We start from the raw sequence: 12,064 nt of genomic DNA, 5'->3' as shown, positions 1-12,064 counted from the left end.
CAGCGTCATCCGACACCTTTACCAGACTTTATCCGCAATAGCCGTCACCAGGCGCACCTTATCCCACTGCTGCGCTGGCGTCAGGCTATTGCCCTCTTCCGTGGAGGCGAAACCGCACTGCGGGCTGAGGCAAATCTGGCTGATATCCACAAACTGCGCGGCTTCCTTAATACGCGCCTGAATTTGCTCCGGGTTCTCCAGCTCGCCATTTTTTGTAGTGATAAGGCCCAGCACAACCTGCTGTTTCCCCGGACGCACAAAGCGCAGCGGCGCGAAATCACCGGAACGATCGTTGTCGTACTCCAGGAAGAACGCATCGACATTCACGCTGCCGAACAGCACTTCAGCCACCGGCTCGTAACCACCTTCGGAAATCCATGTAGAGCGGAAATTGCCGCGGCAGACGTGCAGGCCAATAGTCAGGTCGTCCGGCTTGCCTTCCAGCGCTTTGTTTAGCACGCGTGCATAGATTTTTGCCAGCTCTTCCGGGTTATCGCCACGCTCGCGGATCTCTTTACGCTGCGCGTCGGAACATAAATAGGCCCACACGGTGTCATCCAGCTGCAGATAACGACAGCCGGCAGCGTAAAACGCCTGAATCGCATCGCGCCAGGCCGTGGCTAAATCATCAAAATACTCGTTCAGATCGGGATAAACGGTACTGTCGATGGCGTTACGGCCACCGCGGAAGTGAAGCACGCTCGGGCTTGGAATGGTCATCTTCGGCACCGCATTACCGCTGATGCTTTTCAGGTAGCGGAAATCCTCCAGCATTGGATGGTCACCAAACGCTACTTTGCCCACCACGCGCACGCTGTGCGTTTTAGTCTGTACACCGTTGAACTGAATCCCCTTTTCCGATTCATAACGCTCCACGCCTTCCAGGCCGTCGAAGAAATCGAAGTGCCACCAGGCGCGACGGAACTCACCGTCCGTTACAACATGCAGGCCGCATGCACACTGCTGTTCAACCGATGCTCGTATCGCTTCATCTTCAACTTTACGCAGTTGAAGTGCATCAATTTCACCCGCAGCGAACTGCAGGCGGGCTTCTTTAATTGCATCCGGGCGTAAAAAACTGCCGACGATATCGGCGCGGAACGGGGCGTGTTGACGTGTGGTGTGCGGCATGTGCATTCTCCTGATACCCCGGCTAACTAATTTAGCGAGGTGATAATTCATTATTTGAATATTTAGACGTCTGGACGTCTGTTTGTTGGGCGAGGATGCCACGCGCCGGGCTGCCCGGCAAACGAGGAAAATTCATGGTTATTGAAAATAATTCATGTTGTTAAAATAATGTGAAACAAATATTGATCTGGCTCACACTCTGCCGTTAAATATGGCGTCCTGCTTTAGAGCCTTGTCACTATGATTGTTCGTCCGCATCAACACTGGTTCATCCGCCTGTTCGTCTGGCACGGCTCCGTGCTGGAAAAGATCTACTCCCGCCTGCTGCTTAACCTTGTCCTGTCCATCTGCGTGATCTTCTTCCTGCCGTGGTACGAAAAGCTGGGTATCAAGCTCACCATGGCGCCGTTCAGCATCCTGGGCGTAGCGATTGCCATCTTCTTAGGCTTTCGTAACAGCGCCTGCTACGCCCGTTTCAACGAGGCTCGCCTGCTGTGGGGGCAACTTGCGATAACTTCACGCTCGCTGCTTCGCGAAGTGAAGAGTTTGCCCGCCGCAACGGATATCGACATTAATTATTTTGTGAATCTCCAGGTGGCGTTCTGCAACTGCCTGCGGCTGACGCTGCGTAAAAAGCCGATCGACGTCGCTCTGAAGCCCTGGCTTCCTGAGGTTGAACTGGCCTGGGTGATGCAGAGCCATGCGCCCTGCAACCGTATACTGATGCTGATGGGTAACTGGCTGGCGATGCAGCGGGCGAACGGCGTAATCTCCGATGTACTGTGGCGCAGCCTGGATAATCATCTTAATGAATATTCCGCCATAGCAGGGGGCTGTGAGCGCATTGCCAGCACACCGCTGCCGTTTGCCTACACGCTGATCCTGCACCGCACGGTTTATCTGTTCTGCATCATGCTGCCCTTCGCGCTGGTGACAGATCTGCATTACATGACGCCCTTCCTGTCGGTGTTTATCTCCTATACCTTTATTTCGCTGGACTGCCTTGCTGAAGAGCTGGAGGATCCATTTGGGACGGAGGATAACGACCTGGCGCTGGACGCCATTTGCAATACCATCGAACGCGACCTGCGGGATATGAACGGCGAGAGCGAACTCCCTGCAAAGCTGCTGCCAAACGCTTATTACCGCCTGAGCTAAAGCAAAATTAGAGGCCTGCAATGACGGGTGACGCTACGCTTACCCGACCTACGTAACTCATTGAAATCTAGGGTGGATGAGCATTCGCGTCATCCACCAAAATTTTCTCTCAGCCGCCGTTAATAGACGCGCCGCCATCCACCAGTGAGGCGGTACCCGTCACAAACGATGATTCGTCCGAGGCGAGCCACAGCGCGGCATAAGCAATCTCGTCCGGTTTACCGACGCGCTTGAGAGCGTGCAGGCTGGCAATGGCGTTCTGCGACTCTGCGGTATTATTCGCTTCGCGGTACATATCCGTCTCCACCGCACCGGGCAGCAGCGCGTTGACGCGAATGTTTTTCGGCCCAAACTCGGTGGCCAGCGCCTGGGTCAGCCCGATCAGCCCCGCCTTGCTGGCCGCGTAAGAGGCCATCTGGGGAAAGGCGACCGTGTAGCCCACCAGCGTCGAGGTAAAAATCACCGAGCCGCCGCCTTGCTTGAGCATCTCCGCAATCTGATGTTTAGCGCCCAGGAAAGAGCCGGTTAAATTCACCGCAACGGCATTAGCAAACCCTTCGGCGGAAACGTCGGTGCTTGGCCCTGCTTCCCCCAGCGTGCCCGCATTGTTGAAAGCGATATCCAGCCGTCCCCAGGTTTCCACTGCCTTCGCCACCAGCGCTTTGCCGTAAGCCTCATCGCTCACGTCGCCCGCCAGCGACACGGCTTCGCCTCCGGCGGCTTTGATTTCATCCACCAGCCGCGCAAGCTCCGCTTCACGCCTTGCTCCCACAACCACTTTTGCACCCTGCGCCGCAAACAGCTTCGCGGTGGCATAACCAATGCCGGAACTGGCACCCGTAACGATGGCAACTTTGTCAGCTAAACGATTCATGAGGAGACTCCGGTGAAGCGGTCAGAAATTGACCGCTTCAGGAGTATGGTACCGGCGGGAGATTATTGCATGTTTAGTTTTGGGCTGGATTTGTCGGATGGCGCTGGCGCCTATCCGACCTACGAGACCGGCCTGGGAAGTCTTCATCCGCCGATCGTTAACCGGTAATGGCTTCCATCGCCTGCAACACGCGCTTGTCGGAAATCGGATAAGGCGTGCCAAGCTGCTGGGCGAAGAAGCTGACGCGCAGCTCTTCGATCATCCAGCGGATCTCCTTCACGTCATCGTCTTCACGGCGTTTTGGCGGCAGCTTGTTGAGCCACTGTTGCCACACCTGCTGGACGCTTTCCACTTTCAGCATTTGCACGCGATCGCGGTGGGGATCGATAGCCATTTTCTCGAGCCGTTTCTCAATAGCCTGAAGGTAACGCAGCGTGTCGCCCAGCCGCTTATAGCCGTTGCCCGTGACGAAACCGCGATAAACCAGTCCCGCCATCTGCGCCTTCACGTCCGACAGCCCCAGCGCCATGGTCATATCCACGCGCCCTTTCAGCCGCTTGTTGATGCTGAACACGGCAGTCAGAATTTGTTCGACCTGCTTCGCAATTTCCACCACGGTTTCGTTGAGTTCTGCGCGCACCTTCTCATGCAGCTTCGCAAAGCCCTCCTCCGTCCATACCGGGCCGCCCGCCTGGGCAATCAATTTATCCACGCCGCAGGAGATACAGTCGTCGATTAAATCCATCACCTTGCCGTACGGGTTGAAGTAGAGCCCCAGCTTGGCCTTGTTCGGCAGCTTCTCGTGCAGATACTTAATCGGCGACGGGATATTCAGCAGCAGCAGGCGGCGCAGGCCTCGCCACATGGCCTGCTGTTGTTCAAGCTGGTTATCAAACAGCTTGATCCCCACGCTCTCTTTTTCATCCACCAGCGCCGGGAAAGCCTTCATCCGGTAGTTACCGCGTTTCTGCTCGTAGCTTTCCGGCAGCGCGCCAAAGCTCCAGATGTGCAGGCCGCTCTGCTCGATGCCGTCATCAGCAACGGCGGAGAGCGTTTGCTGAACTTTATCTTTCAGGCCGCCGCGAAGCTCGCTCAGGTCTTTGCCTTCTTTGAGCTTTTTGTTGTTCTCATCCACGACCCGGAAGGTCATTTTCAGGTGATCGGGCACCAGATCCCAGTGCCAGTCTTCCCGGTCGATGGTCACGCCCGACATGCGGCGGAACTCGCGCTCTAAGCTTTCCAGCAGCGGCAGTTCCAGCGGCGTGGCGCGGCCCAGGAATGCCTCGGCGTAGTTCGGCGCGGGCACAAAGTTGCGGCGCACCGGCTTGGGCAGCGATTTAATCAGCGCGATAACCAGCTCCCGCCGCACGCCCGGGATCTGCCATTCAAATCCCGCGTCTTCCACCTGGTTGAGCAGCGGCAGCGGGATGTGAACGGTTACGCCATCGGCGTCCGCGCCCGGCTCAAACTGATAGGTCAGGCGCAGCTTGAGGTTGCCCTGATGCCAGAAGTTCGGGTAGTCCAGCTTACTGACCTGCTCCGCGCCTTCTTTTATGAGCATGCTCTTTTCGAAGTTGAGCAGATCCGGCGTCTCTTTAGCGACCTTTTTCCACCAGTTGTCGAAGTGGCGGGCGGAGATCACATCGTGGGCGATGTGCTGGTCGTAAAACTCAAACAGCGTGTCGTCGTCGACGAGGATGTCGCGGCGGCGGGACTTATGCTCAAGCTCTTCAATTTCGTTGCGTAATTTAAGGTTTTCCCGGAAGAACACGTGGCGAGTCTGCCAGTCGCCCTCAACCAGCGCGTGGCGGATAAACATCTCGCGGCACAGCGCCGGGTCGATCTGGCTGTAGTTCACGCTGCGGGCAGCAACAATCGGCAGGCCATACAGCGTGACTTTCTCGGTTGCCATGACCGCGCCCTGCGCTTTCTCCCAGTGCGGCTCGCTGTAGGAGCGTTTAAGCAGATGCTGGGCCAGCGGCTCCACCCATTCCGGGTCGATACGAGCAGCAATCCGGCCCCACAGGCGGCTGGTTTCCACCAGCTCAGCAACCATCGTCCACTTTGGCGGCTTTTTAAACAGTCCGGAGCCAGGAAAAATGGAGAAACGGGCGTTGCGCGCCCCGGTGTACTCCTGCTTATCGGCATCTTTCTGGCCGATATGCGACAGCAGCCCCGTCAGCAGCGCGCAGTGAACCGAGCGGAAATCCGACGGCTCGCTGTTAATCGACAGACCAAGTTCTTTGACCACCTGGCGCAGCTGGGTATAGATATCCTGCCACTCGCGCACACGCAGGTAGTTGAGATAGTCCACCTTGCACTGGCGGCGGAACTGGTTAGACGACAGCTCTTTTTGCTGTTCGCCCAGGTAGTTCCAGAGGTTCACATAGGCCAGGAAGTCGGACTCTTTGTCGTGGAAGCGGCGATGCTTTTCATCCGACGCCTGCTGTTTGTCCATTGGGCGCTCGCGCGGATCCTGAATGGAAAGCGCAGAGGTGATAATCATCACTTCGCGTACGCAGCCAAACTTCTGCGCCTCCAGCACCATTCGCGCCAGGCGCGGATCCACCGGCAGCTGTGCAAGCTGGCGGCCAGAAGGCGTTAATTTATAAACGCTGTGATCCTGTTCGCTGGTGATGGCCCCCAGCTCTTCGAGCAGGCGCACGCCGTCCTGGATATTGCGCTTATCCGGCGCTTCCACAAACGGGAAGGCGGCGATATCGCCGAGGCCTAGCGAGGTCATTTGCAGGATAACGGACGCCAGGTTGGTGCGCAGAATTTCCGGGTCGGTAAACTCCGGGCGCGACAGGAAGTCATCTTCAGAATAAAGCCGGATGCAGATCCCTTCCGACACGCGGCCACAGCGCCCCTTACGCTGGTTGGCCGAGGCCTGGGAAACCGGCTCAATCGGCAAACGCTGGACTTTGGTGCGGTAGCTGTAACGGCTGATACGCGCCGTGCCAGGATCGATAACGTATTTAATGCCCGGCACGGTAAGCGAGGTTTCAGCCACGTTGGTAGCCAGCACGATGCGGCGGCCCGCGTGTGACTGGAACACGCGGTTCTGCTCGCTGTTCGACAGGCGTGCATATAAAGGCAGCACCTCGGTATGCGGCAGATTCAGCTTATTCAGGGCATCGGCGGTGTCGCGGATTTCGCGCTCGCCGCTCATAAAGATCAGGATATCGCCCGCGCTTTCGTGGCCCAGCTCATCAACCGCGTCAAAAATCGCCTGCAGCTGGTCGCGGTCGGTGTCGTCCGCGTCTTCGACAATCGGGCGATAGCGCACTTCCACCGGGTAGGTACGGCCCGAGACTTCAATAATCGGCGCGTTGTTAAAGTGGCGCGAGAAGCGCTCCGGGTCGATGGTGGCCGAGGTAATAATGATTTTCAGGTCGGGGCGCCGCGGCAGCAGCTCGCGCAGGTAGCCGAGCAGGAAATCGATGTTCAGGCTGCGCTCGTGGGCCTCATCGATGATGATGGTGTCGTACTGCATCAGCAGCCTGTCCTGCTGGATTTCCGCCAGCAGGATCCCGTCGGTCATCAGCTTGACCATGGTGTTATCGCCGACATGGTCGGTGAAACGCACCTTGTAGCCTACGCAGCCCCCCGGCTCCGTTTGCAGCTCTTCAGCAATACGGTTAGCCACCGTGCGTGCCGCAAGGCGACGAGGCTGCGTGTGGCCAATCAGCCCTTTCACGCCGCGGCCCAGCTCCATACAAATTTTTGGCAGCTGGGTTGTTTTGCCCGAGCCAGTTTCCCCGGCCACGATAACAACCTGGTGGTCGCGTATGGCTTCGAGAATGTCCTGCTTTTTCTGGCTGACCGGCAGGTTTTCCGGATAGGTAATCGCCGGACGGGAGGCTTCGCGCAGCAGGACTTTACCGGCGGCCGCTTCGATCTCCTGTTCCAGGCCATCTAACACCGCCTGCTGGGATTCAGGATTTTTCACCTTCTTCGCGCCGTGGATACGACGGGAGAAGCGCTGGCGGTCGCGCAGCATAAGGGCTTCTAAACGGGAAGATAACGAGGAGACTGAAGGTTTTGTGTTTTGCATAGCGTCATCATCATGGCAGCGCACTGCCGGAAAAGTCTTGTACGAGAATTCTCGCTAGATTATCACATCGCGGTTATCCGCGCCTTGTTCAAAAAAAATGAACGTAGGGTTCGATATATTGCGCTATCACTGCAATCGGATTGTGAATAAAGTAAGTCTCAGCGAACGGGCAATCTGTCCGAATGACCAAAAACAAAGGAATCACCCATGAGCAAAGTATTAGTTCTTAAGTCCAGCATCCTGGCAGGTTACTCTCAGTCTAATCAGCTTTCCGACTATTTTGTTGAACAATGGCGTGAAGAGCACTCTGCGGACCAGATCACCGTGCGCGACCTGGCGGCCAATCCGGTTCCGGTTCTGGACGGTGAATTAGTTGGCGCGCTGCGCCCATCAGATGCGCCGCTGAGCCCGCGTCAGCAGGAAGCGCTGGCCCTGTCCGACGAACTGATTGCCGAGCTGAAAGCGCATGACGTGGTGGTTATCGCCGCGCCAATGTACAACTTCAACATCCCAACCCAGCTGAAGAACTATTTTGACCTGGTTGCCCGCGCAGGCGTCACGTTCCGCTACACCGAAAAAGGCCCTGAAGGTCTGATTACCGGTAAGCGCGCCGTGGTTCTGACCAGCCGTGGCGGTATCCATAAAGATACCCCTACCGATCTGCTGGTGCCTTACCTGAACCTGTTCCTGGGCTTCATCGGTATTACCGACGTGAACTACGTGTTCGCAGAAGGTATCGCCTATGGTCCGGAAGTTGCAACTAAAGCACAGACCGATGCTAAAGCTGCCATCGACAGCATCGTTACCGCTTAAGCTTTAAGGTTAAATGGTGGATGGCGCCTGCGCTTATCCACCCTACAAAATTATCCGCCCTGCTTCACTTTATGGGCATCGTCGAACGTTATCTTACGGCGATGCTCCTCCACCTCGCGCAGCGGCTCGACCTGATGCATGGTCTGCTGGCAGCGGATGACTAAATCCTGATACTCCCGCGTCCCTTTCTTCTTCCATTCGATCTCTTCAGGACTCAGTTCACGAATTGCCTTTGCCGGGCTGCCGACGATGAGCTTATTGGCCGCAAACTCCGCTTTGGCTTTAATAAACGCCGCCGCGCCAACTATGCTGTTTTCGCCAATCTGCGCCCCGTCGAGGATCACCGCATTCATGCCAATCAGCGCGTTTCTGCCCACCACACAGCCGTGAAGTATCGCCCCGTGGCCGATGTGCCCGTCTTCTTCAACGACGGTCTCCTGCTCCGGGAAGCCGTGCATCACGCAGTTATCCTGCACGTTTGCACCATCTTTGACGATGATGCGCCCAAAATCCCCGCGCAGGCAGGCACCCGGCCCGATATACACGCGATGGCCGATAATCACATCGCCAATCAGCACCGCCATAGGGTGCACATAGCTGTCTTCCGGCACGACCGGGGTCAGGCCGTCTATCTGGTATACAGGCATACTTTCTCCTTACTGGCTCGGGGTCAGTCCCCCGAAGCGCTGGAAATAGCCGCTCCCCGGCTGCGGGAGTTCCCCTACCGAGGTTTCACCCTGCTCGCTGACGAACGCCAGCGCGCCGGGAGCAACGCGTTGATAGATATTGATGCATAGCTGGCGGGCGCTTTGCCCCTGCCAGTGCGGCGGCAAAAGCTCATCCGGAAGCAGCGGATCCTTAAGCACTACGCGGCGGTAGAAGTGAATGAGCAGCAGCTGGATCTGGAAGCAGCGCAGCGGGGTAAGCTCGCTGTCGTCGGCTTCGCGCAGCAGAGGCAGCAGAGGCCGAAACGACTGAATAAATTCGCCGTATCGCTCGTTTTTTTCCGTCAGCAGCCAGCACTCTTCGACTCTCGCTTTAAGTGCGGTTCTGGAAGTCTGAAGCGGCGAAGTCGCCTCAAAGCACATCACATTATCCGCCACGCCCGCTTCGTGCAGCAGATTCTGAACATCGTTGAGATTCTGTGAAGGGGATGCCATCAGGCTGGGGGCTAACGTGCCAAAACCCTGCCAGATCAGCTGTTTTTTGACCTGTGCGAGGGTGTTTTTCTCCAGCCCTTCGGAAAGCAACAGCAGCCATTTCCCATCCCACTCCGGCTGTCCTGCCCGGTAAATTTTGGCCTCTGCCCGCCGCGTCATGCGCTGCCCCATCTCCGTCAGGCGATAAAAACTGCGCCGCCCTATGCGTTCTACGTCAAGCCAGCCTTCTTTGTTCAGGCGGAATAACGAAGTGCGGACAAAGCGCTCGCCAAAGCCCAGCGACTCCAGCATGGTCGCAAGGCTCCCGAGCCAGACCTCACCGCCACGGTGCGCCAGCGCATCGCCGTACAAAGAGACTATCAGCGACGTCCCACTGATGGGCACCGCATTCACCGCCTGCCCGATAAACTGTTCCAGTTTGTTGCTCATTAGCCGCCAGAAATGTCGTTAAATTCCATAACAGCCTAAAACATAGCACAAAAAAGACACCTGAAATCATGTCATTAGCTATGCGATTCACAATTTTGAAAATTGACGAAAAAATGCAGCGCAATGGGTCTACCAGGAATGAAGATAAGGGATAAATTGCGTTAATATTTTCGTTTTGCGAGGTGTTTCCACATCACGGAATAAGCACATTGCCGCCCTTTAATTTTCCTTTTATTTTTCCGTTGAATATTAATTGTACGTATTTTATTCTCTGGAAACATAAGGAAAGCCCCTATGGAATGGGATGATACTGGTCTGGACGATCTGCTGAATTACCATGGCGCAATCTCTTACCGCACAGATGGTTACTGGTGGAAAATTGAAGCATGGTTGATACAACCAACGGTCTTTTGTCCACATGGCGTTAGATACAATCTGACCTTGCATAACCCCTCCAATAGAAGAATCCTGGGTTATGACAATGCGCATAGTATTAAGATCCCTGCCAAAAGTAACTTCAGTAACAGGATAGTTCGCGATCATATGCACCTTACATCGCAGGACAAAGGCCGGCCCTATGAATACACAACTGCAAGAAAATTAATGGCTGACTTTTTTACTTCAGTTGATGAAGTCATAAACTTGTTAGAAGGAAAAAACAGATGAAAGCGCATATAGGCATTTTGTCCGAGGAGCTTCAACGAAAGCGTATCCTTGCTGGTGTCTCAGGGAAATATAAAACCATGCCCGACGAGCCAAAAATATGGTTTTGCTCTTTTAGTTCACTCGGGAAAGTATTAAGCCCTGAAAATCTCGCACTTCTGCAAACCATGAAAAATAATCAGCCGGAAAGTATTGAGAAACTTGCCGAACTGTCTGGCCGAGAGCTGCCGCAACTGTTGATCGTCCTGGGAAGATTAAATGGACTTGGCTTCGTTGAACTTGAGCGGCAGGGTAAAAACGTCAAACCAAAAGCTCTGTTCACCGACTTTGTTATCCATGTCGACAGCACGTTAGAAGCTCGCATCAACGCCGCCTGAACAACGGGTTAAATTGCGTTATTCGCTCTACAGATAGCAATGTAGAGCGGATAAAAGGCGTGTCATCCACCGTTTGTTTACTGGTTCGCCGCCGTGCGCAGATCGCTTACACGAATGGCTTTGCCTTCCGAACGTGGCAGGCTACCGCAGTTAACGATGCTGATGTCCGTGGAGATGCCGACCATCGATTTTATGCGGTGGCGCAGCTGGTGACAGACCGAACAGCGCTGCTCGTGGCTCAGGTACAGGCTGCTCTCTTTCAGCTCCACCTTTACCGACAGCGTGTCCAGGTGGCCGTCGCGGTGCACTTCAAGCTGGTAATGCGGGGCGAGATGTTCAAATTTGACGATCTCCTCTTCCAGCTGCGACGGGAAGACGTTCACTCCCCGGATGATCAGCATGTCGTCCGAGCGCCCGGTAATTCTATCCATGCGGCGCATGGTGCGCGCCGTTCCCGGCAGCAGGCGCGTCAGGTCTCGGGTTCGATAGCGGATCACCGGCAGTGCCTCTTTGGTCAGCGTGGTAAACAGCAGCTCACCCTGCTCACCGTCATCCAGCGGCGTACCGCTAATCGGGTTAACGATTTCCGGGTAGAAATGATCTTCCCAGATGGTTGGCCCATCGGTGGTCTCCAGACACTCCATCGCCACTCCAGGCCCCATCACCTCCGACAGGCCATAGATATCCAGCGCGGTAATGCCCAGGCGGCGTTCGATTTCGCGACGCATGGCGTTCGTCCAGGGCTCGGCACCGAATACGCCAACGCGCAGCGAACAGTCACTCGCATCGCCGCCCATCTGGCGCTCCAGCTCTTCAATCAGGTTCAGGCACCAGGACGGCGTCACCATGATCATATCCGGCTGGAAGTCGCGGATCAGCTGCGCCTGTTTCTCCGTCTGGCCGCCGGACATGGGGATAACCGTCGCGCCAAGGCGTTCTGCACCGTAGTGCGCGCCCAGCCCGCCGGTAAACAAACCGTAGCCGTAAGCGACGTGGATTTTGTCTTTTGGCGTGCCGCCCGCGGCGCGCAGCGAACGGGCAACGATATCGGCCCAGGTATCAATATCTTTTTGGGTGTAGCCCACCACCGTTGGCTTGCCGGTCGTACCCGATGAGGCATGAATACGTACAATCTGCTCCATCGGCACCGCGAAGGTGTCGAACGGATAGTTGTCGCGCAGATCCTGTTTGGTGGTGCAGGGGAAAAGCTGAATGTCCTTCAGCTCTTTGAAATCGTCAGGGTGTACGCCCACCGCGTCAAACTTGCGTTTGTACATCGGCACGTTGGCGTAGGCGTGGTTAAGCGTCCACTTCAGGCGCTGCGTCTGCAGGGCCTGCAGCTCGTCTTTTGACGCGGTTTCAATCGGTTCCAGCTTTGCAGTAGAGGTTATCATTATAGGGT

Annotated in this window: 10 protein-coding genes; 4 read left to right on the top strand and 6 right to left on the bottom strand. The window is 55.9% G+C overall.

The window, feature by feature from the left end; genetic code table 11:
- Positions 1 to 18: 18 nt before the first annotated feature.
- Positions 19 to 1,131 (bottom strand): cobalamin-independent methionine synthase II family protein, encoded by a 1,113-nt coding sequence (locus ACA108_10520; GenBank protein XEX97898.1) that lies wholly within the window; start codon positions 1,129 to 1,131, stop codon positions 19 to 21.
- Between the two features lie 240 nt (positions 1,132 to 1,371).
- Between ACA108_10520 and ACA108_10515 the strand changes: the two genes are divergently transcribed.
- The gene (locus tag ACA108_10515) at positions 1,372 to 2,289 is read left to right on the top strand and encodes a bestrophin family protein (protein XEX97897.1); all 918 of its coding nucleotides are present in this window, start codon (positions 1,372 to 1,374) and stop codon (positions 2,287 to 2,289) included.
- Positions 2,290 to 2,398: 109 nt separating this feature from the next.
- Here ACA108_10515 and ACA108_10510 read toward each other — a convergent pair whose 3' ends face one another.
- Both ACA108_10510 and hrpA read right to left on the bottom strand, forming a co-directional pair.
- Positions 2,399 to 3,163 (bottom strand): SDR family oxidoreductase, encoded by a 765-nt coding sequence (locus tag ACA108_10510; protein XEX97896.1) that lies wholly within the window; start codon positions 3,161 to 3,163, stop codon positions 2,399 to 2,401.
- Between the two features lie 157 nt (positions 3,164 to 3,320).
- On the bottom strand, positions 3,321 to 7,220 hold the full coding sequence (hrpA, locus tag ACA108_10505; GenBank protein ID XEX97895.1) for an ATP-dependent RNA helicase HrpA: 3,900 nt from the start codon (positions 7,218 to 7,220) through the stop codon (positions 3,321 to 3,323).
- A gap of 207 nt (positions 7,221 to 7,427) precedes the next feature.
- On the opposite strand from hrpA, the gene azoR reads away from it, so the two are divergent.
- Positions 7,428 to 8,033 carry an FMN-dependent NADH-azoreductase gene (gene azoR, locus ACA108_10500; protein XEX97894.1) on the top strand — a complete coding sequence of 202 codons (606 nt, stop codon included), beginning with the start codon at positions 7,428 to 7,430 and terminating at the stop codon, positions 8,031 to 8,033.
- A gap of 50 nt (positions 8,034 to 8,083) precedes the next feature.
- Here the strand turns inward: azoR and paaY are convergent, their stop codons facing one another.
- The gene (paaY, locus tag ACA108_10495) at positions 8,084 to 8,680 is read right to left on the bottom strand and encodes a phenylacetic acid degradation protein PaaY (GenBank protein ID XEX97893.1); all 597 of its coding nucleotides are present in this window, start codon (positions 8,678 to 8,680) and stop codon (positions 8,084 to 8,086) included.
- A gap of 9 nt (positions 8,681 to 8,689) precedes the next feature.
- Positions 8,690 to 9,622, bottom strand: a complete 933-nt coding sequence (gene paaX / locus ACA108_10490) for a phenylacetic acid degradation operon negative regulatory protein PaaX (protein ID XEX97892.1) — start codon at positions 9,620 to 9,622, stop codon at positions 8,690 to 8,692.
- Positions 9,623 to 9,916: 294 nt separating this feature from the next.
- Here paaX and ACA108_10485 point away from each other — a divergent pair, with 294 nt between their 5' ends.
- Both ACA108_10485 and ACA108_10480 read left to right on the top strand, forming a co-directional pair.
- Positions 9,917 to 10,288, top strand: coding sequence for a DUF6516 family protein (locus ACA108_10485; GenBank protein XEX97891.1), 372 nt, complete (start codon positions 9,917 to 9,919; stop codon positions 10,286 to 10,288).
- Entirely contained in the window at positions 10,285 to 10,662 is a 378-nt protein-coding gene (locus tag ACA108_10480; protein ID XEX97890.1) for a transcriptional regulator, read from the top strand. Before ACA108_10485 ends, ACA108_10480 begins: the two co-directional genes overlap by 4 nt.
- A 77-nt stretch (positions 10,663 to 10,739) precedes the next feature.
- Here the strand turns inward: ACA108_10480 and paaK are convergent, their stop codons facing one another.
- Positions 10,740 to 12,056, bottom strand: a complete 1,317-nt coding sequence (gene paaK / locus ACA108_10475; GenBank protein ID XEX97889.1) for a phenylacetate--CoA ligase PaaK — start codon at positions 12,054 to 12,056, stop codon at positions 10,740 to 10,742.
- Positions 12,057 to 12,064 lie beyond the last annotated feature (8 nt).

The organism is Dryocola sp. LX212, assembly GCA_041504365.1.
Classification (GTDB): Bacteria; Pseudomonadota; Gammaproteobacteria; order Enterobacterales; family Enterobacteriaceae; genus Dryocola.
This window is presented reverse-complemented; position numbering and strand designations above follow the sequence as displayed.

Bases quoted from the DNA above. Each gene is read 5' to 3' on its own strand.
- ACA108_10510 (XEX97896.1), bottom strand. From the start codon at position 3,163: ATGAATCGTTTAGCTGACAAAGTTGCCATCGTTACGGGTGCCAGTTCC.
- ACA108_10515 (XEX97897.1), top strand. From the start codon at position 1,372: ATGATTGTTCGTCCGCATCAACACTGGTTCATCCGCCTGTTCGTCTGG.
- hrpA (XEX97895.1), bottom strand. From the start codon at position 7,220: ATGCAAAACACAAAACCTTCAGTCTCCTCGTTATCTTCCCGTTTAGAA.
- azoR (XEX97894.1), top strand. From the start codon at position 7,428: ATGAGCAAAGTATTAGTTCTTAAGTCCAGCATCCTGGCAGGTTACTCT.
- paaY (XEX97893.1), bottom strand. From the start codon at position 8,680: ATGCCTGTATACCAGATAGACGGCCTGACCCCGGTCGTGCCGGAAGAC.
- ACA108_10480 (XEX97890.1), top strand. From the start codon at position 10,285: ATGAAAGCGCATATAGGCATTTTGTCCGAGGAGCTTCAACGAAAGCGT.
- paaK (XEX97889.1), bottom strand. From the start codon at position 12,056: ATGATAACCTCTACTGCAAAGCTGGAACCGATTGAAACCGCGTCAAAA.
- paaX (XEX97892.1), bottom strand. From the start codon at position 9,622: ATGAGCAACAAACTGGAACAGTTTATCGGGCAGGCGGTGAATGCGGTG.
- ACA108_10485 (XEX97891.1), top strand. From the start codon at position 9,917: ATGGAATGGGATGATACTGGTCTGGACGATCTGCTGAATTACCATGGC.
- ACA108_10520 (XEX97898.1), bottom strand. From the start codon at position 1,131: ATGCCGCACACCACACGTCAACACGCCCCGTTCCGCGCCGATATCGTC.